24 protein-coding genes and 2 tRNA genes are annotated in these 24,792 nt (G+C 65.7%); 15 read left to right on the top strand and 11 right to left on the bottom strand.

Annotation, left to right across the window (positions count from 1 at the left end; all coding sequences use genetic code 11):
- The first annotated feature begins 136 nt into the window (after positions 1-136).
- A complete protein-coding gene (locus tag ACFTOW_RS18125; protein ID WP_379918349.1) occupies positions 137-739 on the top strand; it encodes a gamma-glutamyl kinase in 603 nt (200 codons plus the stop codon).
- A 21-nt stretch (positions 740-760) separates the two neighbouring features.
- On the opposite strand, the gene ACFTOW_RS18120 is transcribed toward ACFTOW_RS18125, so the two are convergent.
- From ACFTOW_RS18120 to guaB, 3 genes are all read right to left on the bottom strand, one after another.
- Positions 761-3,061 (bottom strand): hybrid sensor histidine kinase/response regulator, encoded by a 2,301-nt coding sequence (locus ACFTOW_RS18120; RefSeq protein ID WP_417498545.1) that lies wholly within the window; start codon positions 3,059-3,061, stop codon positions 761-763.
- Positions 3,062-3,155: 94 nt separating this feature from the next.
- Positions 3,156-4,325, bottom strand: coding sequence for an RsmB/NOP family class I SAM-dependent RNA methyltransferase (locus tag ACFTOW_RS18115; RefSeq protein WP_379918345.1), 1,170 nt, complete (start codon positions 4,323-4,325; stop codon positions 3,156-3,158).
- 39 nt (positions 4,326-4,364) lie between these two features.
- Positions 4,365-5,813 (bottom strand): IMP dehydrogenase, encoded by a 1,449-nt coding sequence (gene guaB / locus ACFTOW_RS18110; RefSeq protein WP_379918343.1) that lies wholly within the window; start codon positions 5,811-5,813, stop codon positions 4,365-4,367.
- 137 nt (positions 5,814-5,950) lie between these two features.
- Here guaB and speB point away from each other — a divergent pair, with 137 nt between their 5' ends.
- From speB to ACFTOW_RS18080, 6 genes are all read left to right on the top strand, one after another.
- Positions 5,951-6,910: an agmatinase gene (gene speB / locus ACFTOW_RS18105; protein WP_379918341.1), complete on the top strand. Its 960-nt coding sequence runs from the start codon at positions 5,951-5,953 to the stop codon at positions 6,908-6,910.
- 160 nt (positions 6,911-7,070) lie between these two features.
- Positions 7,071-9,113 carry an ASKHA domain-containing protein gene (locus tag ACFTOW_RS18100; protein WP_379918339.1) on the top strand — a complete coding sequence of 681 codons (2,043 nt, stop codon included), beginning with the start codon at positions 7,071-7,073 and terminating at the stop codon, positions 9,111-9,113.
- Between the two features lie 55 nt (positions 9,114-9,168).
- A complete protein-coding gene (locus ACFTOW_RS18095; RefSeq protein ID WP_379918337.1) occupies positions 9,169-9,573 on the top strand; it encodes a (R)-mandelonitrile lyase in 405 nt (134 codons plus the stop codon).
- Between the two features lie 165 nt (positions 9,574-9,738).
- Positions 9,739-9,812: transfer RNA gene (locus ACFTOW_RS18090), tRNA-Gly, on the top strand.
- 77 nt (positions 9,813-9,889) lie between these two features.
- A complete protein-coding gene (locus ACFTOW_RS18085) occupies positions 9,890-10,954 on the top strand; it encodes an AbrB family transcriptional regulator (protein WP_379918335.1) in 1,065 nt (354 codons plus the stop codon).
- Between the two features lie 64 nt (positions 10,955-11,018).
- Entirely contained in the window at positions 11,019-11,774 is a 756-nt protein-coding gene (locus ACFTOW_RS18080) for an SDR family NAD(P)-dependent oxidoreductase (protein WP_379918333.1), read from the top strand.
- A 151-nt stretch (positions 11,775-11,925) separates the two neighbouring features.
- On the opposite strand, the gene ACFTOW_RS18075 is transcribed toward ACFTOW_RS18080, so the two are convergent.
- The 3 genes from ACFTOW_RS18075 to ACFTOW_RS18065 all read right to left on the bottom strand — a co-directional run bounded on the left by ACFTOW_RS18075 (position 11,926) and on the right by ACFTOW_RS18065 (position 15,053).
- Entirely contained in the window at positions 11,926-13,752 is a 1,827-nt protein-coding gene (locus ACFTOW_RS18075; protein WP_379918331.1) for an ABC-F family ATP-binding cassette domain-containing protein, read from the bottom strand.
- 41 nt (positions 13,753-13,793) lie between these two features.
- Positions 13,794-14,525, bottom strand: coding sequence for a GNAT family N-acetyltransferase (locus ACFTOW_RS18070; RefSeq protein ID WP_379918329.1), 732 nt, complete (start codon positions 14,523-14,525; stop codon positions 13,794-13,796).
- A gap of 90 nt (positions 14,526-14,615) precedes the next feature.
- A complete protein-coding gene (locus tag ACFTOW_RS18065; RefSeq protein ID WP_379918327.1) occupies positions 14,616-15,053 on the bottom strand; it encodes an outer membrane protein assembly factor BamE in 438 nt (145 codons plus the stop codon).
- 84 nt (positions 15,054-15,137) lie between these two features.
- Here ACFTOW_RS18065 and ACFTOW_RS18060 point away from each other — a divergent pair, with 84 nt between their 5' ends.
- The 8 genes from ACFTOW_RS18060 to ACFTOW_RS18025 all read left to right on the top strand — a co-directional run bounded on the left by ACFTOW_RS18060 (position 15,138) and on the right by ACFTOW_RS18025 (position 20,983).
- The gene (locus ACFTOW_RS18060; RefSeq protein WP_379918325.1) at positions 15,138-15,680 is read left to right on the top strand and encodes a YceD family protein; all 543 of its coding nucleotides are present in this window, start codon (positions 15,138-15,140) and stop codon (positions 15,678-15,680) included.
- Positions 15,681-15,846: 166 nt separating this feature from the next.
- On the top strand, positions 15,847-16,053 hold the full coding sequence (gene rpmF / locus ACFTOW_RS18055; protein ID WP_379918323.1) for a 50S ribosomal protein L32: 207 nt from the start codon (positions 15,847-15,849) through the stop codon (positions 16,051-16,053).
- Positions 16,054-16,076: 23 nt separating this feature from the next.
- Entirely contained in the window at positions 16,077-17,174 is a 1,098-nt protein-coding gene (plsX, locus tag ACFTOW_RS18050; protein ID WP_379918321.1) for a phosphate acyltransferase PlsX, read from the top strand.
- Positions 17,171-18,142 carry a beta-ketoacyl-ACP synthase III gene (locus tag ACFTOW_RS18045; protein ID WP_379918320.1) on the top strand — a complete coding sequence of 324 codons (972 nt, stop codon included), beginning with the start codon at positions 17,171-17,173 and terminating at the stop codon, positions 18,140-18,142. The genes plsX and ACFTOW_RS18045 overlap by 4 nt, the downstream gene beginning before the upstream one ends.
- A 99-nt stretch (positions 18,143-18,241) precedes the next feature.
- Positions 18,242-18,544 carry an integration host factor subunit alpha gene (gene ihfA, locus ACFTOW_RS18040; RefSeq protein ID WP_379918318.1) on the top strand — a complete coding sequence of 101 codons (303 nt, stop codon included), beginning with the start codon at positions 18,242-18,244 and terminating at the stop codon, positions 18,542-18,544.
- Positions 18,545-18,560: 16 nt separating this feature from the next.
- On the top strand, positions 18,561-19,667 hold the full coding sequence (locus ACFTOW_RS18035) for a MerR family transcriptional regulator (protein ID WP_379918316.1): 1,107 nt from the start codon (positions 18,561-18,563) through the stop codon (positions 19,665-19,667).
- A 59-nt stretch (positions 19,668-19,726) separates the two neighbouring features.
- Positions 19,727-19,803, top strand: a tRNA-Pro gene (locus ACFTOW_RS18030).
- Positions 19,804-19,906: 103 nt separating this feature from the next.
- Positions 19,907-20,983: a 2'-deoxycytidine 5'-triphosphate deaminase gene (locus ACFTOW_RS18025; protein ID WP_379918314.1), complete on the top strand. Its 1,077-nt coding sequence runs from the start codon at positions 19,907-19,909 to the stop codon at positions 20,981-20,983.
- An 83-nt stretch (positions 20,984-21,066) separates the two neighbouring features.
- On the opposite strand, the gene ACFTOW_RS18020 is transcribed toward ACFTOW_RS18025, so the two are convergent.
- The 5 genes from ACFTOW_RS18020 to ACFTOW_RS18000 all read right to left on the bottom strand — a co-directional run bounded on the left by ACFTOW_RS18020 (position 21,067) and on the right by ACFTOW_RS18000 (position 24,758).
- A complete protein-coding gene (locus ACFTOW_RS18020) occupies positions 21,067-21,282 on the bottom strand; it encodes a hypothetical protein (protein WP_379918312.1) in 216 nt (71 codons plus the stop codon).
- A gap of 76 nt (positions 21,283-21,358) precedes the next feature.
- Positions 21,359-22,024, bottom strand: a complete 666-nt coding sequence (gene scpB / locus ACFTOW_RS18015; protein ID WP_379918310.1) for an SMC-Scp complex subunit ScpB — start codon at positions 22,022-22,024, stop codon at positions 21,359-21,361.
- Positions 22,014-22,817 (bottom strand): segregation and condensation protein A, encoded by an 804-nt coding sequence (locus ACFTOW_RS18010; protein WP_379918308.1) that lies wholly within the window; start codon positions 22,815-22,817, stop codon positions 22,014-22,016. Before ACFTOW_RS18010 ends, scpB begins: the two co-directional genes overlap by 11 nt.
- The gene (gene nagZ / locus ACFTOW_RS18005) at positions 22,810-23,820 is read right to left on the bottom strand and encodes a beta-N-acetylhexosaminidase (RefSeq protein ID WP_379918306.1); all 1,011 of its coding nucleotides are present in this window, start codon (positions 23,818-23,820) and stop codon (positions 22,810-22,812) included. Before nagZ ends, ACFTOW_RS18010 begins: the two co-directional genes overlap by 8 nt.
- Positions 23,817-24,758 carry an SPOR domain-containing protein gene (locus ACFTOW_RS18000; protein ID WP_379918304.1) on the bottom strand — a complete coding sequence of 314 codons (942 nt, stop codon included), beginning with the start codon at positions 24,756-24,758 and terminating at the stop codon, positions 23,817-23,819. The genes nagZ and ACFTOW_RS18000 overlap by 4 nt, the downstream gene beginning before the upstream one ends.
- Between the last annotated feature and the right edge of the window lie 34 nt (positions 24,759-24,792).

Below are 24,792 nucleotides of genomic sequence, written 5' to 3'. Positions count from 1 at the left end.
GCGGATCAAGGTCACCTCCCATTTGGCAACCTTGAATCACTTCGAAGCCGATATGGGAATCCTTAAACGTCAACAGACCCTAAGAAGTGATTAAGGCCCGCCGGGCCAGGATCGGGGCAAAGGGGGTGTCGCGCGCATGTTGGTGTTCTGGAAGCAGAAACTGGTGTTCCTGTCGGTGCCCAAAACCGGTACCACCGCCTTTGAGCAGGCGCTAGCACCGCTCGCCGCGATGGTGATTCTCGATCCGCCCGAGCTCAAGCACGCGCCGCTCTACCGCTACAACCGTTTCTTCCGGCCCATGTTCGAAAAGGCGGGGCGCGTCGATGACATGGAAACCCTGGCCGTCATGCGCGAACCGGTTTCGTGGCTGGGCAGCTGGTATCGCTATCGTCGCCGGCCGTTCATGCAGGGCAAGGCCAATGCCACATTCGATATCAGTTTCGATGAATTCGTCGAGGCGCATATGCAGGGCAAACCGCCCGGCTTCGCCAATGTCGGCAGCCAGGCCAAGTTCCTTGAACCCCGCCCGAACGGCACCGCCGTTACGCACCTGTTCCGCTACGAGGATCAGGCCGGTTTGATCGGCTTTCTCGAAGAGCGGCTTGAAACAACGATCGATCTGCCCCGCGCCAATGTCTCGCCGCAGATGGACCTGAGCCTGTCACCCGATGTCGAAAGCCGCCTGCGCCGCAAGAAGGCCGAGGAGTTCGATCTCTACGCTTCCATCTCCTCGCGCTGATCGCCGCACGTCACGCGGCGATCAATGCAACTGCCGGTGCACCGTCTCGGTCAGATCTGCCAACGAGAACGGCTTGGGCAGAAACACCGAATTCGGCAGTTCCTTCTGCGCCTCGCCAAAGCTTTCCTCGGCATAGCCCGACACGAACACCACCTGCACGCTCGGTCGCTCCCTCAGCGCCTCTTTCACCCAGCTTGGCCCGTCGCGCCCGGGCATCACCACATCCGTGACGAACACGTCCACCGCCAGGTCGCGGTCGCGCAGCAGATCAAGGGCGGCCTCGGCCGAATCGGCTTCGATCACGGTATAGCCGCGCAGGCGCAGGGCGCGGGCGGCAAAGGCACGGACCGGGGCCTCGTCCTCGACCAGCAGCACCACGCCCTCGGCCGGCTTGGCCGATGCCATCGCGTCCGCAGGCACAGGCGCGGCAGGCATCAGGGTCTTGGCGTCCGCATGGCAGGGCAGATACAGGGTGAAACAGCTTCCCTGTCCCAGCGTGCTGTCCACGAAAATGAACCCGCCACTTTGCTTGACGATGCCGTAAGCGGTCGACAAGCCCAGCCCGGTACCCTGCCCCACGCCCTTGGTGGTAAAGAACGGCTCAAACACCTTCTTTCGCACGTCCTCTTCCATGCCCACGCCGTCATCGGTGACGCGAATCGCCACATAGGCCCCCGGCGGGACCGTCGCACGGTCACGGGTCATCGGCGTATCCAGATGCACCGTCTCGGTCTCGATCCTGATCTCGCCTCCCTCGGGCATGGCATCGCGGGCGTTGACCACAAGATTCACCAACACCTGTTCCAGCTGCCGCTTGTCAGCGCGGATCGCGCGCAGCGCCGGGTCATGGGTCAGGCTCAGCGTCACGCGTTCGCCCACCAGCCGGTTCAGCAAATGGGTCAGATCGGCCAGGGTGTTGCGCATGTCCAGCACCTCAGGCCGCAGCGTCTGCTTGCGCGAAAACGCCAGCAACTGCCCCACCAGCGCCGCGGCGCGGTTTGCGTTCTGGTTGATCTGCATCAGATCGGCAAAATCAGGGTCGCCCTGATCATGGCGCAGCAACATCAGGTCGCAATGGCCGCTGATCGCGGTGAGCAGGTTGTTGAAATCATGCGCCACCCCGCCGGCCAATTCGCCGATTGCCTGCATCTTCTGGCTTTGCACGAACTGCGCCTCCAGCGCCTTGAACTCGGTCGCGTCGGACAGGACAGCAACCAGCGCCGCCTCGTCATCCGCGCCGGTGCGGTGCAGCGACACCTGCACGAACACATCCCTGTCCGGACGCGTCAGGCGCAGGAACTCCGAGGTCTGCGTCAACCGACCCGCCACCGCATCCGCCAGCCAATCGGAAATCGAGCGTCCCAACCCCTCCATCAGCGAGGACAGCGGCACATCGGTGCAGGTTTCCCGATCCAGCAGGGTCAGCGCCATGCGGTTGGCCATCAGAACCTGACCGCGCGCGTCCAGACGCAGCAGGGCGACTGGCAGGTGATCGAGAAACTCGGCCCTTGGCACCTCGGGTTGCAGACCGGCGGGTGGCGGCAGCAGGTAGATCTCGCGTCGCCCTGCCAGCCCCTCGGTCTGCGCGATCAGGCGCTGCACCGGCCAGTCAGCTGCGGTCACCGTCTGCACATGGCCCGGTCGCAGCGGCAGTTCGGGAAATATCTGTTCCAGCGCGCGACAGCGATCGCCCACCAACCGTCGCGCGGCATCGTTCATCGACAGCACCGTGCCGCTGCGCCCGACCGTCAGCAAAGGCAAGGCCACCGATCCCCGCGCGCTGACGACTCGATCCGCCAGATCCTCGATCCGCCACAACATCGCGCCGTGGTCCAGCATATGCGCGCTGATCCGCGTGTGGCCCCGGCGCGACACCACATCCTCGGCGGCATGACCCGCCGCCATCGCCTTGGATTGCACACGAAACAGCACCGCGCCGGGGTTGGCGATGCTTTTCTCCAACGCTCCGGCCAGCGTCACCGCCTCGGCCGCGATGCGTGCGCCAGCCCGGTTGCGGCTTGCGATCGCACCATCACGATCCGTCACAAAGGTTGGCAGCACATCGTTTTCCACCCAGGTACCGATCAGCGTCAGCGCCTGACGCTGCCTGTGCCCATGCAATCCAACCGCCAGTGCCGCGGCCCCCGCGGCAATCAGCAGGGTGATCGCCATCGTCAGACTGCCAAGCGCCAAGGCGCGCTGCGGCACCATCAGCGACACGGCCAGACACAGCGCCGCAAGCGCCAGAACCGCGCCCACCCGTCGCAGGATGCGCGCCCCGCTGCGTGCCAGCGGCCCAGGAGTGATCGCACTGTCGGTCAAGCTGTGCCCCTGTAAACCCATGTACCGCCACCATTTAGAGCGCGATACATTAATCAGGATTTAACACGCTTGCAGTTTCACGCAAAGGTTGATTTCACTGCTGCCGCTTCGCCAAAAGCGCAAGGAAAAACCCGTCGCCTTCGGACCCCGGCAGCCAGGCCCGATCGCGCAGCAGATACCAGTCCCGATGACGTGTCAGAAAAGCCGCGACCCGCGCGACGTTCTCGCACTCAAGCACCGAGCATGTCGCATAGGCCAGCACACCCGACGCCCCGACCAGCGCCGCCGCCTCGTCCAGAATCGCGTCCTGCGTGGCGTTCAATTCATCCAGCCGCGCTTGCGTCAGGGTCCATTTGCCCTCGGGCGCGCGCCGCCAGGCCCCGCTGCCGGAACAGGGCACATCGGTCAGCACCAGATCAAACGGCGCACGCGCCCGAACGGTGTCGATATCCACCGGTTCCACCTGCGCCCCGGCCCGCGCCGCGCGGGCGGGCAGGTCCTTCATCCGCGCCGGGATCGCGTCATGGGCCAGCACAGGGGCCCCGAACCGCGCCGCCATGGCCAGCGCCTTGCCCCCGCCACCTGCGCAAAAATCCAATATGGCGGAACCCTTTGGCACAGAAAGTTCATCCACCAAGGCCTGGCTGGCCCCGTCCTGCAACTCCACAAGGCCAGAGGCATAAGCCTCTGACAGCGCCACACGCCGCGCGCCTTCGGTCACGACCAGCGCGGTCGGTGAAACATCTGAGGTTCGGGATATAACTCCCTGATCTTGCAGCGCCTTCCGGGCGTCCTCGCGGGTGGTCCTCGCCGAATTGACCCGCAGCATCACCGGCGCGCGGTGGCGCATCACCTCGGCCACGGCACCGGCCTGCGCGCCAAGACTGTCGCACCAGTGCGGCCACAGCCAGTCGGGCAGGTCTGCCGCAACCACGCCCTGCGGCGCGTCACCGGCAGTTTTTTCTTCATCCGTCAACGGGTTGGGCGCGTGACCGTCACCCGTGAACAACGCCGCGGGGTCCATATCCGACCCGCGCAACAGCCCCAGCATCAGGCTGCGCCCATCCTCGGCCCCGCCCAGGGCGGCACAGGACCGCCAGCGCCGCAACACGTCATAGACATGATCGCGCACCGCCGCGCGATCCTTGGACCCGGCAAACCGCGACCCGCGCGCCCAACGTGTCAGCGCCGCCTCGGCAGGTGCGCCTGTACGGATGATGTCCAGAATCTCGATCGCCGCCGCAACCCGCGCGCCGGGGGTCAATGCATCACCTTAACTTTGCACGCCAAGACCATGACAAGATTACCCAATCCGGTAGTTCGGGCTTTCGCGCGTGATCTGCACATCGTGCACATGGCTTTCCTTCAGCCCCGCGCCGGTGATCTTGACGAAGGTGCAGTTGCGGCGCATCTCCTCGACCGTGGCACAGCCGGTATAGCCCATGGCGGCGCGCAGCCCGCCCACAAGCTGATGCACGACGGCCGTGGCCGACCCCTTGTAGGGCACCTGCCCCTCGACCCCTTCGGGCACCAGCTTGTCGCTGGCCGCATCCTTCTGGAAATAGCGATCGGCCGAGCCGCGCGCCATCGCGCCCAGACTGCCCATCCCGCGATACGCCTTGAAACTGCGGCCCTGATACAGGATCACCTCGCCCGGGCTTTCATCGGTGCCTGCGACCAGGCTGCCAACCATGGCGCAGGACGCGCCTGCCGCAATCGCCTTGGCGAAATCGCCCGAGAACTTGATGCCGCCATCGGCGATCACCGGCACGTCGCCCGCCGCGCGCGCGCAATCCACTATCGCCGTCATTTGCGGCATGCCCACACCGGCCACCATCCGCGTGGTGCAGATGCTGCCCGGGCCGATGCCCACCTTGACCGCATCGGCGCCTGCGTCGATCAGCGCGCGGGTGGCCTCGGCGGTGGCCACGTTGCCCGCGATCACCTGCACCTCGTTCGACAGCATCTTGACCCGCGTCACCGCCTCCAGCACGCCCGCCGAATGACCATGCGCGGTATCGACGACGATGATGTCGCAGCCCGCCGCCACCAGCGCCTGCGACCGCTCGAACCCCGCATCGCCCACGCCGGTCGCCGCCGCCACGCGCAGCCGCCCCAGATGGTCCTTGCAGGCCGTGGGGTTCAGCACCGCCTTTTCGGTATCCTTCAGCGTCAGCAGCCCGGTCAGCTTGCCCTGCGCATCCGTCACCAGCAGCTTCTCGATCCGCCGCGCGCGCATCAGGCTGATCGCCTCGTCCCGGTCGGCGGGTTCGCGCAGGATCGCCAGGTTCTCGGATGTCATCATCACCCGCACCGGCGTGTCATCGGTCTGGGCAAAGCGCATGTCGCGGTTGGTCACGATCCCCACCACGCGATGCTTCTCATCCACCACCGGAAAGCCGGTAAAGCCATACCGCTCGGTCAGGGCACGGGCATCGCCCAGCGTCTGGTCGGGCGTCAGGGTGACGGGGTTGTAGACGATGCCGCTTTCGAACCGTTTGACGCGGCGCACCTCGCGCGCCTGCGTCTCGATATCCATGTTCTTGTGGATCACGCCGATCCCGCCCGCCTGCGCCATGGTGATCGCCATCCGGCTTTCGGTGACGGTATCCATGGCCGAGGACAAAAGCGGGATGTTCATCGCGATGGATTTGGTCACCCATGTCCGCGTATCTGCCGTCGATGGCAGCACGCTGGACGCGGCGGGAACAAGCAGAACATCATCGAAGGTCAGGGCCTCACGAATCTCCATTGGCGGCACTCCTGTGCGGGGATCGTTTGGCGCTTCCCTATTGCATGGATGGAACCCGGGCGAAACCCCGAATTCCGCTTGCCCGCTGCGGCATTCGGGGCCACCCTTGGCGCATCATTCGGCAGGGGGCGCAAGATATGGCAGGGCACGGGTATGACGGCGGGCGGCTGGACCTGCCTTTCGTGGGGATTTCGACCTTTGGCAAGCGGCCCTACGTGGCCGACTGGCAGGCGATCGACGCCGATGTGGCGATCCTGGGCGCACCTTTCGATTTCGGCACGCAGTGGCGGCCCGGCGCGCGCTTTGGCCCACGCGCGGTGCGCGAGGCCAGCACCCTGTTCAGCTTTGGTCACGCCGGGGCCTATGACCACGAGGATGATGTGACCTACCTGCCCGGCTCGGTCCGCATTGTCGATATCGGCGACGCCGATATCGTGCACACCGATACAGATACCAGCCACGCCAACATTGCCACGGGCGTGCGCGCCATCCTGGCCGCAGGCGCGCTGCCGGTGGTGATCGGCGGCGATCATTCGATCAACATCCCCTGCATCGAGGCCTTCGAGGGTCAGGGCGACATCCACATCCTGCAGATCGACGCGCATCTGGATTTCGTCGATATCCGCCACGGCGTCACCCGTGGTCATGGCAACCCGATGCGCCGCGCGGCGGAAAAGCCCTATGTCACCGGGCTGACGCAGGTGGGCATCCGCAATGTCAGCTCCACCGCCAGGGACGGCTACGAGGCCGCCCGCGCCATGGGCGCCGATATCCTGTCGGTCCGGCAGGCCCGGCAGATCGGCCCGCAGGCGGTGATCGCGCGCATCCCGGCAGGCGCCCGCGTCTATGTCACCGTCGATATCGACGGCTTCTGCCCCTCGATCGCGCCCGGCACCGGCACGCCCAGCCACGGCGGGTTCCTGTATTACGAGGTGCTGGAAATGATGCAGGCGCTCGCCCGCCGCCACGATGTCGTCGGCATCGATCTGGTCGAGGTCGCCCCCGATTACGACCCTTCGGGCAGCACGCAGATCCTGGCCGCGCAGCTTTTGCTCAACATGCTGGGGTTCATCTTTCACGCACGCGGGCACCAATAGACCGCCCCAAGTAGACCCGTACATGTGAACCGGATCGAACATCATCACGAGAATCTTTCACGCCCCATGCCGCCCTTCGGGCCGAAAATGACGCTTGCCGCCTTTCAACCGCCGCCGCACCCGCTATGGTCCCGGTCACCCTGACCAAAAAGGCCGCCACATGAGCAGCGATCCTCTCGTCATCTTCACCCCCTCGGGCAAGCGGGGCCGCTTTGCCACCGGCACACCCATCCTGACCGCCGCCCGCCAGCTGGGCGTCGATCTCGATTCGGTCTGCGGCGGGCGGGGCATCTGCTCGAAATGCCAGATTTCGCCCTCCTATGGCGAATTCTCGAAACACGGCGTCACCGTCGCCGACACCGCCCTGTCCGAGTGGAACGCGGTCGAGGAACGGTACCAACAGAAACGCGGCCTGAAACCAGGCCGGCGTCTGGGCTGTCAGGCCACGGTGCAGGGCGATGTGGTGATCGACGTGCCCGCCGAATCCCAGGTCCACCGGCAGGTCGTGCGCAAGGCCGCGTCCAACCGCGTCATCACCATGGACCCGGCCACCCGGCTGTTCCTTGTCGAGGTGGATGAACCCGACATGCACACCCCCACCGGCGATCTTGAACGCCTCGCCCGCGCCCTGCGCGCGCAATGGGATGTGGCAGGCGTCACCGCCGATCTGTCGGTGATGACCAGGCTGCAACCCGTGCTGCGCAAGGGCGACTGGCAGGTCACGGTCGCGCTGCACCACGACCACCACGGGGGCGCATCGAAACTGATCGACATCTGGCCGGGTCTGCACGAGGGTGGCATCTATGGCCTGGCCATCGACCTTGGCTCGACCACCATCGCGGGTCACCTGTGCGATCTGGCCACGGGCGAGGTTCTGGCCTCGGCCGGGCTGATGAACCCGCAGATCCGCTTTGGCGAGGATCTGATGAGCCGCGTCAGCTATGTCATGATGAACCCCGGCGGCGACGCCGAGATGACCCGCGTGGTCCAAGAGGCGCTGGACACTCTGGCCACCGATCTGGCCACCGAAGGCGGCATCGACCCCGCCCTGATCACCGAGGTCACGCTGGTCTGCAACCCGGTCATGCATCACCTTGCGCTGGGGATCGACCCGGTCGAACTGGGGCAGGCGCCGTTCGCACTCGCCACCTCCGACAGCCTCAGCCTGCCCGCGCGCGAGATGGGGCTGACGGCGATCAACCCGCGCGCGCAGCTCTACATCCTGCCCTGCATCGCGGGCCATGTGGGCGCCGACGCCGCCGCCGTGGCGCTGGCAGAGGAACCGGACAAATCCGAGGATCTGGTGCTGATCTGCGACGTGGGCACCAATGCCGAAATCCTGCTGGGCAACACCAGCCGCGTGCTGGCCTGCTCATCCCCCACCGGCCCGGCGTTCGAAGGCGCGCAGATCAGTTCGGGCCAGCGCGCCGCGCCGGGCGCCATCGAGCGGATCGAGATCGACACCACCACCAAGGAACCCCGGTTCCGCGTCATCGGCAGCGATCTGTGGTCCGACGATCCGGCCTTCGGGGATGCTGTGGCCGCCTCGGGCATCACCGGCATCTGCGGGTCGGGCATCATCGAGGCGGTGGCCGAAATGCGCATGGCGGGCCTGCTCGACCCGTCCGGCCTGATCGGCTCGGCGGCGCAGACCGGCACCGATCGCTGTGTTCCCGACGGGCGCACGCATTCCTATGTCATCTTTGACGGCACCGCCGACGGTGGCCCGCTGATCAGCGTGACCCAAGGCGATATCCGCGCGATCCAGCTTGCCAAATCCGCGCTTTATGCCGGCGCGCGGCTGCTCATGGATGAAATGGGCGTCGATCACGTCGACCGCGTGGTGCTGGCCGGGGCGTTCGGCGCGCATATCAGCCCCAAGCACGCCATGGTGCTGGGCATGATCCCCGATGTGGCGCTGGACCGCGTCACCAGCGCGGGCAATGCCGCAGGCACCGGCGCGCGCATTGCGCTGCACAACATCGCCGCCCGCGCCGCGATCGAACAGACGGTGCACCGGATCACCAAGGTCGAAACCGCGATCGAGCCGCGCTTTCAGGAACATTTCGTCGCCGCCAACGCGATCCCCCACGCGACCGACCCGTTCCCGCAACTGTCCGCCGTGGTGCCCCTGCCCGATGTCAGCTTCAACACCGGCGGGCGCGAACCGGGCGATGGCCGCCGCCGTCGCCGCCGCGGCTAACCGCTTGCCTGCCCGCTCGGGGCCGCTATCCTGCCCCCAACCAAGGAGGCACGACATGCAGATCCACCGCGCGGGCAGCCGCCCGTCCCAGGGGCCCAACCCCGACTATTTCACCGGCACAGTGCGCTTTGATCCCGTGATCTCGGCCCCCGCCCCGGCGCGGGTGAACGCCCTGACCGTGACGTTCGAGCCGGGCGCGCGCACGGCATGGCACACGCATCCGTTCGGCCAGACCCTGATCGTGACCGCGGGCAAGGGCCGCGCGGGCCGTCGCGGCGGCCCGGTGCAAGAGATATTTCCCGGCGATGTGGTCTGGTTCGATCCGGGCGAAGAACACTGGCACGGGGCCGCGCCGGACTGCGCCATGACCCATATCGCGATTCAGGAAAAAGACGGCGACAGCGCCGCCGACTGGCTGGAAAAAGTCGCCGACGCCGATTACAGCGCCACGCCGGGATGACCCCCACCCCCTGCCCCTCGTGCGGAGGCGCCGGGGGCGACCTGACCAATCCGACGCCATACGCCGGCGTATATGCATGCCATGTGCATCGCCTGTGCAGGGCGCGCGCATCGCCATTTACGCCACTGGACAGGTCCGGCGAAGCGGTATAAGACACGGCACAACGCGGGTGTAGCTCAATGGTAGAGCAGCAGCTTCCCAAGCTGAATACGAGGGTTCGATTCCCTTCACCCGCTCCATAAACCCCAGCAAATACAATCCCTTGGCATTCCCGGCGCCCCTGCGCTATAGCTGTGGCGACGCAGGCAGGACACCGATGACGCGCGCGACCATATTGACAACGCTGGCCCTTGTTCTTGTGGGCGGGGCCGGGGGCGGCATCGCGCACCTGCTGCACACCCCCCTTCCCTTCATGCTGGGCAGCCTTGTGGCCACCGCGCTCGCCGGCATCCTCTTTGCCCCTACGATCCCCGAAGGCTATGTTTTTCCTCAGAAATTTCGCCTGATTTTTCTCGCGGTGATCGGCGTGATGATCGGCGCGCAGGTCTCTCCCGACCTGATCGCGCTGCTGCCCGCCATGCTGATCAGCTTTGCCGGTATCATCATTTTCGTCCTGCTGGCGCATGGTGGCAACTACCTGATTTTCCGGCATATCGGCGGCTATGACACCGCCACCGCGTTTTATTCCGCCACCCCAGGCGGGCTGCTGGAGTCCATCGCCATGGGCGAGGCGGCGGGGGCAGACATCGCCACCCTGACGATGCAGCAGTTCCTGCGCATCATCCTTGTGATCACGCTGGTTCCCATCGGGCTGTCGATCTGGATGGGCGCCCCCGTCGGCAGTGCCGGCGGCATGATGCTGGCCCATGCAAGCCCCTCTGATTTCAGTCACTTGCACGTCGTCATCCTGACCGCCATGGCCGGGCTTTGGCTGGGTCACCGGCTGCACCTGCCCGCGTGGCAACTGACCGGCCCGCTGTTTGCCGCCGCCGTGGTCAGCGTGACCGGGCTGGGCATTCTGGACCTGCCGAACTGGATGATCTCGGTCTGTCAGGTGGTGATCGGGGCCAGCCTTGGGATGCGCCTTGGCGGTCTGCGCGGCAACGCCCTGCTGCGCGGTCTGGGGCTGGGGCTGGTGTCCGTCGCCTTCATGCTGGGCATCGGGCTGGCCTTTGCGCTGGCCCTGATGCGCCTGACCGATCAGCCGCTCGACGTGCTGCTGGTCAGCTTTGCCCCTGGCGGGGTCACCGAAATGGCGTTGGTCGCCCTGTCGCTCAATGCCAACCCGGCGCTGGTCACCGCGCATCACATCTGGCGCATCATCCTGACGGTCATCGAACTGGGTCTGATCGGACGCTACGTATCCACCCGCAGGCTTTGACAGCACCGTTGCCCCGGCGTTATCTGAACGCATGTTCATTTGAGCGGGAGAGAGGGCAAAAGCCATGAAACTACAAGACACGGCCGCGATCATCACCGGGGGCGCCTCGGGCCTGGGCGAGGCGACGGCCCGCATGTTCCGTGACGGCGGCGCGCAGGTCACCATCCTGGACCGCGACGCCACCCGCGGCGCACAGATCGCCGACGAGATCGGCGCGACATTCGTCGAAACAGATGTCACGTCCGAGGCTTCGGTACAGGCCGCCGTCGCGGCGGCGGTCAAGGCGATGGGCAAGATCAACGCCTGCGTCAACTGCGCCGGTGTCGGCACGGCGGAAAAAACCATTCACAAGGACGGCGCGCACAGCCTGGATCACTATAACCGCGTGATCGGCATCAACCTGGTCGGCACCTTCAACGTCGCCCGTCTGGCAGCGGTCGAGATGGCCAAGAACGAGCCGACCGAGGATGGCCAGCGCGGCGTCATCGTCAACACCGCCTCGGTCGCGGCCTTTGACGGGCAAAAGGGTCAGGTCGCCTATGCCTCGTCCAAGGCGGGCATCGCGGGCATGTCGCTGCCGATGGCTCGCGATCTGTCGCGCGAGGGCATCCGCGTCATGGCGATCGCGCCGGGCCTGTTCCTGACCCCGATGCTGCTTGGCCTGCCCGACGAGGTGCGCGCCGGGCTGGCGCAGGATGTCACCTGCCCCAAACGTCTGGGCGATCCGCGCGAATATGCCGAACTGGCGCGCTTCATCGTCGAGAGCGGCTATCTGAACGGCGAGACGATCCGCATCGACGGCGCGCTACGCATGCGCTGACGGCGCAGGGGGGGCTGTCTGCCCCCGTCCCCTTTCAGGGGACTCCCCCCGAGGATACTTGTCGAGAGAGGAAGGGCCGGGGCTGTTTTTGCTCCGGCCCTTTTCGGTCAGGCGAACTATGCATGGCGTTTGCATGGTATGTGCACGGCAATCACATCGCCGTTTCGGCCTTTTCCATCAGGGTCAGCCATTCCTCTTCGGCATCACTCAGCGCCTTCTGGCGCGTGGTCAGCGCCTCGGTCGCCTTGCGGAATTTAACCGGCTCGCGGGTGAACAGGTCGGGCTGGGCCAGCAACTCTTCGAGCTTGGCGATCTCGGCCCCGATCCGCTCGATCTCTGCGGGCAGCGTGTCCAGCCGGTGCTTTTCGGTAAAGCTGAGCGCGGGTTGCGCGGGCTTGCCCGATTTGCCGCCCGACTTGGGTTTTGCGCCCTGAGCCTTTGATTTCCCGTCACTTTCCGGCGTGGCCTGCGCCGCCTTCTGGGTCTGGTAGTCGGTCCAGCCACCGGCATAGACGGTGGCACGCCCGTCGCCTTCCATCGCGATGGTGGTGCTGGCCACACGGTCCAGAAAGTCGCGATCGTGGCTGACCAGCATCACGGTGCCGTCAAAGTCGTCCAGCAGTTCCTGCAACAGGTCCAGCGTTTCGATATCCAGATCGTTGGTCGGTTCGTCCAGCACCAGCAGGTTGCTTTCGCGCGCCATCAGCTTGGCCAGCAGCAGCCGCGCTTTTTCGCCGCCTGACAAGGACTTGACCGGCGCGCGGGCCTGCGCCTCGTCGAACAGGAAATCCTTCAGGTACGCGATCACGTGCTTGGGCTGGCCGCGTACCAGGATCTGGTCGGCCTTGCCCGAAACGCGCATGTCGGGATCGCCGGTCAGGCTGTCCCACAGCGTCATTTCCGGATCAAGCTGCGCGCGGGCCTGATCGAAAATGGCGGGCACAAGGTTGGTGCCATGCGTGACGGTGCCGGTATCCGGCTCGATCTCGGCCATCAGCAGTTTCAGCAGCGTGGTCTTGCCCACGCCATTGGGCCCGACAAACGCCACCCGGTCACCGCGCAGGATTCGGATATCGAACGGGTGCAGGATCACCTTGTCGTCATAAGCCTTTGAAATGCCTTGCGCCTCGATCACCTTGCGGCCCGACTTCGGCCCCTGCTCCAGCGCCATGGCGGCGGTGCCCTGCCGCTTGATCTGCGAGGCGCGTTCGGCGCGCAGATCCTGCAACGCGCGTACCCGGCCCTGATTGCGCTTGCGCCGGGCGCTGATGCCTTCGACGGCCCACCGCGCCTCGGACTTGATCTTGCGGTTCAGCTTGTGGCGGGCGACATCCTCGTCTTCCCAGACCTTGTCGCGCCAGGCCTCGAAGCCCTCGAACCCCTCTTCACGGCGGCGCACCTGTCCGCGGTCGATCCACAGGGTTGCGCGCGTCAGCGCCCGCAGGAACGCGCGGTCGTGGCTGATCAGGACAAAGCCCGCGCGGGTCTGGCGCAGCTCTTCCTCCAGCCAGCCGATTGCCTGGATGTCCAGATGGTTGGTCGGCTCGTCCAGCAGCATCAGCTCGGGCGCCTCGGCCATAAGCTTGGCCAGCGCCGCGCGCCGCCGCTCCCCCCCCGAGGCGGTGCTGACGGGGCGGTCGGGGTCGAACTTCAGCCCCTCGCCCGCCATTTCGACCCGGTACATCTCGCCGGGGTCCAGCTCGCTGGCGGCGTAATCGCCCAAGGTGGCAAACCCGGCCATGTCGGGGTCTTGTTCCATGTAGCCCACGGCCACGCCCGGCGTGATCACCCGGTCGCCACGATCGGCCTCGACCAGCCCGGCCATGACCTTCATCAGGGTGGATTTGCCTGACCCGTTGCGCCCCACAAGGGCCACACGGTCGCCCGGATGGACCACCAACGACAGGTCGTCAAACACGGGATCGCCGCCGAAGGTCAGCGAGATGTCATTGAGTTGGAGAAGGGGTGCGCGCGCCATATGCGCCAGCTATCCAAGCCCCCGTGCCGCGTCAAGCGCCCTTATCCGGCGACCGCCCGCAGCAGCCTTTTGCGCGCGGGTGGGATCGCCTTGATCTCAAGCCCGGTGAACACGTGCAGCGTGTTCATCTGCACATCGACCACCGCATGATCGCTGACCCAGCCGCCCATCAGCAGGTAGGTCCGCAACAACGGCGGCATCCGCAACATCGCCAGCTTCGCATCCGGCTTGCGCCGCAGCAACTGACCAAAACGGAACACGCGCGGGGCCTTGACCCGGGGCAACCAGCGCTTGGGGGCCAGATGGCGGTCGCGCAACACGGTAAAGGCATCCAGGTAGTCACCCGCCTCGGTGCCCTTGAAGGACGAACAGCCAAACAGCAGTTCGACGCCATGCTGATCGACATAGGCGGTCATCGCCCCCCAGGCCACGCGCAGGATATCGGGGTCTTTCAGGTCCGGGTGGATGCAGAACCGGCCCAGTTCGACCATCGGGCCGGCAAAGTCGCGCAGGCTTGACAGGTTGTAATACTGCGCGGAATAACAGCGATCAATCTCGGCCCCGTCGGTCAGCGGCAGGAAGCGAAAGCAACAGACCAGCCGCCCGGTTTTCCCCTCTTCCACAAGGATATGGGCGCAGATGTCATCAAACCGGTCTGCATCCTGCCCGTCATCACCGTGAAAACACAGATGGCGCAGGCGCTGCGCCTTGGTCAGATCGTCGGCCGTTTCTGCCAGTCGCGCATGGTAGCGACCGCGTTTCATGCTCGTCATTGCGGCCATCCTGTCATGCCCCGCTGCGCAAATTGTAGCTGCGCAGCGCCTAGCATACAAGATGTGACAGGCTGACGACGCTAACGCAGGTCAGTCAAGGAAGGTGCCAGCGGAAAAGTTGCCCAGGTTGCGCAGAAGCTGGCGCAGGAATCCATTGTCGCTGCTGGTGGTTTCGGTCACCCGGCGTGCGATCGGCACGACCTGTCCGTCCTCCAGCCCGAAGCGTTCGATGTTGCGCACCACGCCGCCAGTGTCAAAGCTGATGGCCAGAACCTCGCGGCTGATCACCTCGGGACGGCGATAGGCGAAATGCCGCACACGGCTTTGAACATAGTAATACCCCGAGCTGTCCAGCACGCCGCTTGAGGCAGGCGTGCCCACGGCCTCGGCCACGCTGTCGCGTGTGTCGACGCCCACCACGATCTCGGAAAGCTCTTCGTCCTTGGGGACATACCCGTGGTTGCGATAGACCGAGGAACACCCCGCCACCACCAGCACGCACAGAATTGCAGCGATCTTGCGGACCATCAACGCCCCCCTTGCCATGGCACACCGTGCCTTCTATCCCGATTATACAAGGAACCGTCAGGGTTCAAGAATGGAAGCGTACCAATGACAAAAGCCACAAATCGATTCCGCGTGGCCGATCTGCCGCCCAATCGCGGGATAGACTTCGATCTGCGTCCAACGGCCGAGCAAAACAGCGTCATGGCACAGGAACTGGGCCTGTCGGGTCTGCGCAAACTGTCCTTCAAGGGGCAGATCCGCCCCGAGGGCGCGCGCGACTGGCGGCTGGACGGGCATCTGGGGGCCACGGTCACGCAGCCCTGCGTTGTCACGCTGGCACCGGTCAGCACCCGGCTGCAAGAGGATGTGACCCGCCGCTACCTGGCGCAGATGCCCGAGATCCCCGAGGGTGAAGAGGTCGAGATGCCCGAGGATGACACCGCAGAGCCCCTGCCCGACTACATCGACCTGACCCGCGTGATGGCCGAGGCGCTGGCGCTGGCGTTGCCGCTGTACCCGCGCGCCCCGGATGCCGGGCCGGGCGACGTGGTGGTGACCGAACCGGGGGCCGAGCCCTTGCGCGACGAGGACACCAAACCCTTTGCCGGGCTTGCGGCGCTGCGCGATTCGCTGAAAAAGGACGACTGATCAACGCCTTGCCGCGCTCGCAAAAAACCGCTTGCCACGGCGCGCAAACACAGTATTTTCCGGCCTCCATCGGATTCAGGGTTGGACATGCACGACACTCTCTTGTAAGTGCCCCCAAACCCTTGTGAAACATGGCGCAGCGCGCCGCAGGAATAAAGGTTGTGACATGGCCGTCCAACAGAACAAAGTCTCGAAATCGCGCCGCAACAACCGCCGCGCACATGATGCGCTGGTTGCGGCAAACCCCAACGAATGCTCCAACTGTGGCGAGCTCAAGCGCCCCCACCACGTGTGCGCATCCTGCGGTCACTATGCCGACCGCGAAGTCGTCGCCATGGTCGACGAGGTTGATCTGGACGAAGACGCGGCCTGACCGCAGAGGGGTCGATTGTCCGCATGACTGGCGCGCAGCATCAGTCCCTCACGGGTAGCGGACGTATCGTCATTTCCGTTGACGCCATGGGTGGTGACAAGGGTCCGGCGACGGTTGTCGCCGGTATTTCCCTGTCCGCAAAGAAAAACCCCGACATCGGGTTTATCCTGCACGGCCCCAAGGCCGAGCTTGAGCGGCTTGTGGCCAAGCGGCGCAACCTTGCGGGCCGCTGCGAGATGCGCGATGCCGACGACGTCGTCAAAATGGCGGACAAGCCCAGCCACGTGATGCGGCACGGGCAGAACACCTCGATGTGGTCCGCGCTTGATTGCGTGCGCGCGGGCGAGGCCACGGTCTGCGTGTCCTGCGGCAATACCGGCGCGCTGATGCTGCTGTCGATGGTGCGGCTGAAAAAGCTGCCCGGGGTCAACCGCCCCGCCATCGCCGTGCTGTGGCCATCGCGCAACCCTCAGGGTTTCAACGTGATGCTGGACGTGGGCGCGGATATCCGGGCCGATGCCCATGACCTGCTGCAATACGCGCTGATGGGGTCGTCCTATGCCCGCAACGGCCTCGATCTGGATCGTCCCCGCATCGGGTTGCTGAACGTCGGCACCGAAGAGCACAAGGGCCGGGCCGAGTTGAAGGCCGCGCATGACCTGATCTCGGCCAATGCCGACAAGGCGCGGTTCGATTTCGTGGGCTTCGTCGAAGGCGGCGATATCCCCGGCGACCGCTGCGACGTGATCGTGACCGACGGCTTCACCGGCAATATCGCGCTCAAGACCGGCGAAGGCACGGCCAGCCTGATCGGTGACCTGCTGAAAGAGGCGTTCAAATATACGCCGCTGTCCCGGTTTGCGTCGATTCTGGCCTACACCTCGTTGCAACGGCTGAAGAAACGGATCGATCCGCGGCGGGTAAATGGTGGCGTGTTTCTGGGGCTGAACGGCACGGTCGTGAAATCGCATGGTTCGGCGGATGCAACCGGTGTGTCGGCAGCGGTCAAGCTGGCCTTTCAACTGGCGCAAAGCGGATTTTCCGAAAAGCTGGCCGCGCGGGTGGCCGCCGCCACGTCGCAACTGGAAGAAATGACAAACCACAAGGACGGGGCCGCATGACGATCCGCGCAGTCGTACGGGGCGTCGGGCACTACCTGCCCGACCGCGTCGTCGAAAACGGTGAATTCGAAGCATCACTGGACACCAGCGACGAGTGGATCAGGGCCCGATCCGGCATCGAACGCCGCCATTTCGCCGCTGAAGGCCAGACCACATCCGAACTGGCCACCCGTGCCGCACGCGCCGCGCTGGACGATGCCGGGATGGCGGCCGACGATCTGGATGCGATCATCCTGGCGACATCGACCGCCGATCTGACCTTTCCCGCCGCCGCGACCATGGTGCAGGCCAACCTGGGCATGACCCGCGGTTTTGCCTTCGACGTGCAGGCAGTCTGCGCCGGCTTCGTGTTCGCGCTGGCCAATGCCAACGCGCTGATCATCTCGGGTCAGGCGCAGCGCGTGCTGGTGATCGGGGCCGAAACCTTCAGCCGGATCATGGATTGGACCGACCGGGGCACCTGCGTGCTGTTCGGCGACGGCGCGGGCGCGCTGGTGCTCGAGGCGCAGCAGGGCACCGGCACCACCGACGACCGCGGCATCCTGTCGACCGACCTGAACTCGGACGGGCGGCACCGCGATGTGCTCTATGTCGACGGCGGTGTCTCGACCGGGCACAGCGGGTATCTGCGAATGGAAGGCCGCGAGGTATTTCGCCACGCCATCGAAAAGCTGGCCCAGACCGCGCAGACCGCGCTCGACAAGGCCGGGCTGGACAATGGCGATATCGACTGGATCGTGCCGCATCAGGCCAATATCCGCATCATCCAGGGCACCGCGAAAAAGATGAACCTGCCAATGGATCACGTCGTCGTCACGGTGCAGGATCACGGCAACACCTCGGCGGCATCGATTCCCCTGGCCCTGTCGGTGGGCCGCGCGCGCGGTCAGATCAAGCAGGGCGATCTGATCGTGACCGAGGCGATCGGTGGCGGTCTGGCATGGGGCGCGGTGGTGCTGCGCTGGTAGGCGCCAATTTGGCCGGGTAAAAACCGCTGGCCAAACCATTGATATTGACTCGGAAATTGCCCTGCCCCTATCATCGCCAAAATCGCAGGGGATATGTGGATGACCGGGAAAACCTTGAGACGAATGGATCTGAGCGAGGCCATCTACCGCGAGGTGGGCCTGTCGCGCAACGATGCCAGCCAGTTGGTCGAATCCGTTCTTGACCATATGTCGGACGCGCTGGTGCAGGGCGAGCAGGTCAAGATATCGTCCTTTGGCACCTTTTCCGTCCGCGACAAGGCCGCCCGCGTGGGCCGCAATCCCAAGACCGGCGAAGAAGTGCCGATCAACCCGCGCCGCGTGCTGACCTTTCGCCCCTCGCATCTGATGAAGGACCGCGTGGCCGACGGCAACAAGACCTGAGTCAGGGAGCACGTCCATGCCAAAATCCCCCGACGCGTTCCGCACCATCAGCGAGGTTGCGGACTGGCTGGACAAGCCTGCCCACGTTTTGCGGTTCTGGGAAAGCAAGTTCACGCAGGTCAAACCCGTCAAGCGCGCCGGTGGACGCCGTTATTACCGCCCCGACGACATGATGCTGCTGGGCGGCATCAAGAAACTGCTGCATGACGACGGCATGACCATCAAGGGCGTGCAGAAAATCCTGCGCGAGCAAGGCATCAAGTATGTCACTGGCCTGTCCCAGCCGCTGGACGAGATCAGCGCCGCAGCAGCGGGCAGCATGGCCGATGACGATGACATCTTCGATGCGGGCGACACCTATGCCGCGTTCGAACATGCCGAAGAGATCGCCCAGGAGGCGACGGTGATCGCCTTTCAACGCAACCGCGACCCCGAGCCTGCCCCCCCCACCGAACCGCCCGAGGCGACGGATGGCGAAGACCTGACAGAGGCCGCGCATCTCGACCCGGAGCCACGGGACCAGCAAGAGCCGGAACCGGCCTTGCCGGAGCCGGCCGTGCCCGATCCGGTGACCGGGGCCTCGGACGATGCAGAGCACGCATCGCAACCTGATACCGCCTCGGAAACGCAGCCCGATACCCCGCGCGACCCCGCGCCCGACGACCTCGTGGCGCAAGGCGATGATGCGACCGCGTCCAACTCGGTTGCAGCCCCCCCCGCACCGACCAACATGCCCGAAACCGCAGACGCATCCGACCCGACGGATGACGCAGCGACACAGGACACCGATCTGCCCGCTGCCCCCCCTGCTCCTGACGCGACCACCCTGCCCGGGTTTCTGCGCCCGGGCCCGGATCCCGACGAGCGACCGACCACTGCAACGGAACCGCCGGCAGACATCCCTGCCGCAGACGAGCCCGAAGCTGAAACGCCCCCCTCCCCCATTGCGGTCGATGTGCCCGACACCCCGCCACTGGATCAGATTGCCGCGCCGCCCGGACTTCTGACCGTTCTGGTGACACGCCGCACGCCCTTGCCCGCCGCCAGCCGCCCGGAACTGGCCGCAGCGCGGGACGATCTGGCGCGTCTGCGCACCCGCATGGCGCAAAACATCCGCGACTGACAGAATCCCGAATTTCGCCCTTGCCCCCGCACATAAAACCAGTAAGAAGACCCCCACGTCGGGCTATAGCGCAGTCTGGTAGCGCGTCCGTCTGGGGGACGGGAGGTCGTAGGTTCGAATCCTGCTAGCCCGACCATGAACACCCTCCCCCACATCTTCCCTGATCGCCATGCTGCCCGTTTGCCCTTGCAAACCACGCACACAGTCCTGCAAAACGATGCGAAAATCCGGGGGATGGGATGACAGGGGTACTTGCCAGCCAGCAGATCGAAGACCTGTGCGCCGGCGGCGCGATCCGGCTGGATCAGCCGCTGAGCGAGGGTCAGGTGCAGCCCGCCAGCCTTGATCTGCGCCTGGGTGATGTGGCCTACCGCGTGCGCGCCTCGTTTCTTGCGGGGCATGGGCGCCGCGTCACCGACCGGCTGGAACGGTTCGAGATGCACCGCATCGACCTGACCCAGGGCGCCGTGCTGGAAAAGGGCTGTGTCTATCTTGTGCCCTTGATGGAGGGGCTGGCCCTGCCGCACGACATCCACGCCGTCGCCAATGCCAAAAGCTCGACCGGGCGGCTGGACCTGCTCACGCGCGTGGTCAGCGATGGCGGGGTCGAGTTCGATCGCATTCCCGCAGGCTATACCGGGCCGCTTTACGCCGAGATCTGCCCGCGCTCATTCTCTGTGCTGGTGCGCCCCGGCATGCGGCTCAACCAGATCCGGTTCCGGCAGGGCCAGGCCGTGCTGGATGACGCCGCGCTTCACGCGCTGCACGCCGATCAGCGGCTGGTCGATGGCGAGGCTGTCATTCACGACGGCCTTGGTTTTTCGGTGGACCTGACCCCGGGGCCACGGGGGCTGGTGGGCTATCGCGCCAAGCCCCATACCGGGGTGATCGATCTGGACCGGATCGGGGCCTATGACCCGGCGGAGTTCTGGGAAGAGGTCATCGCCCACGACGGGCTGATCATCCTCGATCCCGGTGCCTTCTATATTCTCGTCAGCCGCGAGGCGGTGCATATCCCGCCCGACCATGCCGCCGAAATGGCCCCCTATATCGCCATGGTGGGCGAGTTCCGGGTGCATTACGCCGGTTTCTTCGATCCGGGTTTCGGCCATGATGCGGCAGGCGGGGCCGGATCACGCGGCGTGCTTGAGGTCCGCTGCCACGAAGCACCCTTCGTGCTGGAACACGGGCAGATCGTGGGCCGGTTGGTGTATGAGCGGATGTCGCAAGTGCCTCGACAGGTCTACGGGGCCGGGATCGCCTCGAACTATCAGGGCCAGGGGCTGAAGTTGTCCAAGCATTTCCACACGCCCTGAGCGGAGCAGGAAAATTTTCGGGCGAAAATTTTCCGACGCACCCGGCAGCCCCACGCGAGAATTTTCGGACGAAAATTCTCGGTTCAGAACTTGCCCATGCGACGGCTCACCCGCGCCGCCTTGCGCGCGGTCTGCGCCGCCTGCTTGCCCTTGCGGGCCTGCTGGCGTTCGGCCTGCGTCATCTCTTCGCGCGGTTTGGCGCCACCACCCATGCGGTTCATGCCAGCGCTGATACCCTTGTTGACCACTTTGCGCATGAACAAGCGCATCACCATGTTGATCAGTTGATTGGCGTTCATCCTGCTCTCCCGTCCTTGTTTCCCTTACATAGCAGGAAAATGCGCAGATTTCAGGGCATCGGCGCGAAAAAGCCGGTCAATCCTCGAACAGCTCGCTCTGGCCTCCGTCGGTTTCCTCCTCGGCATCCGTGTCACCGTCGCCGATCTGGGGCATGGCGCCCGGGGGGGGCCGGTTGTCCAGCAGCCCTGCGGCACGCAGCTCTTTCAGCCCCGGCAGATCGCGGGCCGATTCCAGCCCGAACTGATCCAGAAACGCCTGCGTCACCACGAAAGTCACAGGCCGTCCCGGCGTCATGCGCCGGCGGCCAAACCGGATCCACTCCATCTCCAGAAGCTGATCCACCGTGCCCCGGCTCACAGCCACGCCGCGAATCTCCTCGATCTCGGCGCGCGTGACTGGCTGGTGATAGGCGATGATCGCCAAAGTCTCGATCGCGGCACGGCTCAGCTTGCGGGTCTCGACCGTCTCCTTCTGCATCAGGAAGGCAAGGTCCGGCGCCGTGCGTATCGCCCAGGCATCGCCCACCCGCACCACCCGCACGCCGCGGCCGTCATAGCGTTTGCGCAGATGCGCCAGCGCCTCGGCCGCATCGCAGCCATGGGGCATCCGGTCATTCAGCTCGCGCACCGTCACGGGCTCGGCAGTGGCGAACAGGATCGCCTCGACCATGCGTTCCTGCTCGCCCATCGGCGGGGCCTCGAACAGCGACGGGCCCTGCATCGCCTCTTGCTCATCGTCCATCGCGGTCTCCTGTCCGGCGCAACTGGATCGGGGCAAAAGTGTCGGACTGGCGCAGTTCCACCTTGCCCTCCTTGACCAGTTCCAGCGAAGCGGCAAAGGTCGATGCCGTGGCCGAGCGCAGGCGCACCGGGTCTGCGCCCCAGCCTTCGGGCAGATAGGTCGAGATATCGGTCCATGTGCCCGCAAAGCCGATCAGCCCGCGCATCCGCTCCAGCGCCTGCTCCATCGTGAACACCCGGTCGCGATCCATCATGTAAGGGCGGAATTCGTCGCGCGTGCGGATGCGCGCATAGGCCTGCATCAGGTCCAGCAGCGTGGCGGTGTAATTCACCCGCCGCACCCGCGCGACGCCTTCGGGGATGCCGCGGGCAAAGAAATCGCGCCCCTTCTGATCGCGCCCCATCAGCCGGGCGGCCATGTCGCGCATCGCTTGCAGACGCTCAAGCTGAAACGCCAGATGCGCGGCCATTTCCTCGCCCGACGGGCCATCCTCGGCCGGATCGGGGGGCAGCAGCAGCCGCGATTTCAGAAACGCCAGCCACGCCGCCATCACCAGGTAATCCGCCGCCAGTTCCAGCCGCAGCGCCTTGGCCTGTTCCACAAAGGCCAGGTATTGCTGCGCCAGATGCAGGATCGAGATTTTGCGCAGGTCCACCTTTTGCGTCCGGCCCAGCGTCAGCAGCAGGTCCAGCGGGCCCTCGAACCCATCCACGTCGACGATCAGCGCCTCGGCGGCCATCCGCGCGGCGACACTGTCGGCATCGGGGGGGGTGTCAAAGCGATCGTCAGTCATCCGGGCGCCCGTTCATCAGCGCCTCCAGCTTGGCCGCAAGGGCGGGGATGTCAACCGCATCCGGCGCACGGCGCGCGGCCAGCGCACGGTTGGCCCGGGCCTGCGCTGCGTCCGTCATTGCCCCTGCGGCCTCGGCCACGGCGCGGCGTTCGTCCAGCGTGCCGTTGCAATGCAGGATCACGTCGCAGCCCGCATCCAGCGCCGCCCGCGACAGGTCGCAAAGGCTGCCCGACAGTGCCTTCATCGAGATGTCATCGGTCATGATCAGCCCGTCAAAGCCGATCTGGTCGCGGATCAGCCCCATGACGCGGGGCGACAGGGTGGCGGGGGCCTCGTCCAGCGCGGCATAGACCAGATGCGCGGTCATCCCCATCGGCAGATCGTTCAGCGCCTTGAACGGCGCGAAATCGCTGGCGTCCAAAGTGGCGACATCATCGGCCACCACCGGCAGGTCGAAATGGCTGTCCACCACCGCGCGCCCATGGCCGGGGATGTGTTTCAGCACCGGCAGCACGCCGCCCGCCAGCATCCCCTCGGCCGCCGCACGGCCAAGCCGCGCCACGGTGCCTGCGTCAAAGCCGTAACAGCGGTTTTTCAGAAACCCGTGGGTGTCGGGCGTGGCCACATCGACCATCGGCGCACAATTGCTGTCGATCCCCAGCGCGTGCAGCTCATCCGCGATGATCCGGTACCGCAGGTACATCGCCCGATCGGCCTGCGCGCCTGCGCGCTGCACATGCTCCAGCGGCGGCAGCCATTCGCGCCAGCGCGGCCCGCGCAGGCGCTGCACGCGGCCGCCTTCCTGATCGATCGTGATCGGGGCCTCGCGGCCCACCGCCGCGCGCATCTCGGCGCACAGCGCGCGCACCTGCTCGGGCGTGTCGATGTTGCGTGCGAACAGGATGAAGCCAAACGGGTTGGCATCGGCGAAGAACCGTTTCTCCTCCGCGCTCAGGCGCAGCCCGGCAGCGTCCAGAATGGTCGCGCCAAAGCGCGTGCTCACCGCGTCACCACGGGGATGCAGTCGGAATTCTGGGCCACGAAGGCCGCGCAGAACCGCCGCGCATCGGCCAGATCCTCGAACCCCATGGCGCGCAGGCGATAGAAGGTGCGCCCGCCCGATTCCGCCCGCTCGATCACGCGATCCTTGCCCTGCATGTATTCGCCGAACCGCGCCTGAAGGCGGTCCCACTCGGATCGGGCCAGATCGCCGCTGTCATAGGCACCAAGCTGGGCCAGACGGGTGCCGGTGGGAATTTCGGTCGGGTCGATATCCTTGACGGTCGTGGTCAGACCCGCGGCCGGGTCGATGCTGGCCACCCGCTGCGCCACTCCGGCCGGGCGCAGCTGCGGGCGCAGCGACCGCGACAAGCCCGTGGTTGGCCGGTCGGTGCGGGGGGCATCCTGCGCCTCGTCGTCCGCGGCTGTCTCGTCCATGCCATCCGCGGCCGACAGCGGCGTGGCCCCGTTGGTCAGTTGCGCCACCAGATCATCCACGCCAGCCGACACCTGCACCGGGTCATCCCCGGACACTTCGCCAGCTTCGGCATTGGATTGCACCTCCTTGGGCTGCGTATCGAGGCTGACCGACAATAAGGCCGCAGGCGCGTCCTCATCCGTCAGATCGGTGGCACGCGGGGCCAGAACCAGCCGGTCCGCCGGATCGGCGGCGGTGCCCACGGCAGCCACAGCATTGACCGCAAGCCCCTGATGATCGGCCGGTCGCCCGCCCGGATCGTCGGGCTGTATCCGCATCGGACCTTCGGCGGCGCGCACCACGGGCACGCCGCTGACATCGCGCACCAGCAACTTGTAGCCCCAGACCGCGATACCGATGATCAACGCAACCGAGATTGCCGCGCCCACCCAATTGGCCAGGGTGCCAATCGATGCGCTCTGCGCAGGCTGCTCGCCCTGCGCATCCGCGTAGTAATCCGCCATTTTCGCCTCACTGCCGCCGACGATACGGTGTCGT

The sequence above is a fragment of the Lacimonas salitolerans genome, assembly GCF_042677865.1.
GTDB lineage: Bacteria > Pseudomonadota > Alphaproteobacteria > Rhodobacterales > Rhodobacteraceae > Lutimaribacter > Lutimaribacter salitolerans.
This window is presented reverse-complemented; position numbering and strand designations above follow the sequence as displayed.

Bases quoted from the DNA above. Each gene is read 5' to 3' on its own strand.
- ACFTOW_RS18080 (WP_379918333.1), top strand. From the start codon at position 11,019: ATGAAACTACAAGACACGGCCGCGATCATCACCGGGGGCGCCTCGGGC.
- ACFTOW_RS18000 (WP_379918304.1), bottom strand. From the start codon at position 24,758: ATGGCGGATTACTACGCGGATGCGCAGGGCGAGCAGCCTGCGCAGAGC.
- ACFTOW_RS18100 (WP_379918339.1), top strand. From the start codon at position 7,071: ATGAGCAGCGATCCTCTCGTCATCTTCACCCCCTCGGGCAAGCGGGGC.
- speB (WP_379918341.1), top strand. From the start codon at position 5,951: ATGGCAGGGCACGGGTATGACGGCGGGCGGCTGGACCTGCCTTTCGTG.
- ACFTOW_RS18035 (WP_379918316.1), top strand. From the start codon at position 18,561: ATGCCAAAATCCCCCGACGCGTTCCGCACCATCAGCGAGGTTGCGGAC.
- ACFTOW_RS18060 (WP_379918325.1), top strand. From the start codon at position 15,138: ATGACAAAAGCCACAAATCGATTCCGCGTGGCCGATCTGCCGCCCAAT.
- ACFTOW_RS18125 (WP_379918349.1), top strand. From the start codon at position 137: ATGTTGGTGTTCTGGAAGCAGAAACTGGTGTTCCTGTCGGTGCCCAAA.
- ACFTOW_RS18065 (WP_379918327.1), bottom strand. From the start codon at position 15,053: ATGGTCCGCAAGATCGCTGCAATTCTGTGCGTGCTGGTGGTGGCGGGG.
- rpmF (WP_379918323.1), top strand. From the start codon at position 15,847: ATGGCCGTCCAACAGAACAAAGTCTCGAAATCGCGCCGCAACAACCGC.
- ACFTOW_RS18085 (WP_379918335.1), top strand. From the start codon at position 9,890: ATGACGCGCGCGACCATATTGACAACGCTGGCCCTTGTTCTTGTGGGC.
- ACFTOW_RS18075 (WP_379918331.1), bottom strand. From the start codon at position 13,752: ATGGCGCGCGCACCCCTTCTCCAACTCAATGACATCTCGCTGACCTTC.
- ACFTOW_RS18095 (WP_379918337.1), top strand. From the start codon at position 9,169: ATGCAGATCCACCGCGCGGGCAGCCGCCCGTCCCAGGGGCCCAACCCC.
- guaB (WP_379918343.1), bottom strand. From the start codon at position 5,813: ATGGAGATTCGTGAGGCCCTGACCTTCGATGATGTTCTGCTTGTTCCC.
- scpB (WP_379918310.1), bottom strand. From the start codon at position 22,024: ATGGACGATGAGCAAGAGGCGATGCAGGGCCCGTCGCTGTTCGAGGCC.
- plsX (WP_379918321.1), top strand. From the start codon at position 16,077: ATGACTGGCGCGCAGCATCAGTCCCTCACGGGTAGCGGACGTATCGTC.
- ihfA (WP_379918318.1), top strand. From the start codon at position 18,242: ATGACCGGGAAAACCTTGAGACGAATGGATCTGAGCGAGGCCATCTAC.
- ACFTOW_RS18070 (WP_379918329.1), bottom strand. From the start codon at position 14,525: ATGACGAGCATGAAACGCGGTCGCTACCATGCGCGACTGGCAGAAACG.
- ACFTOW_RS18025 (WP_379918314.1), top strand. From the start codon at position 19,907: ATGACAGGGGTACTTGCCAGCCAGCAGATCGAAGACCTGTGCGCCGGC.
- ACFTOW_RS18010 (WP_379918308.1), bottom strand. From the start codon at position 22,817: ATGACTGACGATCGCTTTGACACCCCCCCCGATGCCGACAGTGTCGCC.
- ACFTOW_RS18045 (WP_379918320.1), top strand. From the start codon at position 17,171: ATGACGATCCGCGCAGTCGTACGGGGCGTCGGGCACTACCTGCCCGAC.
- ACFTOW_RS18020 (WP_379918312.1), bottom strand. From the start codon at position 21,282: ATGAACGCCAATCAACTGATCAACATGGTGATGCGCTTGTTCATGCGC.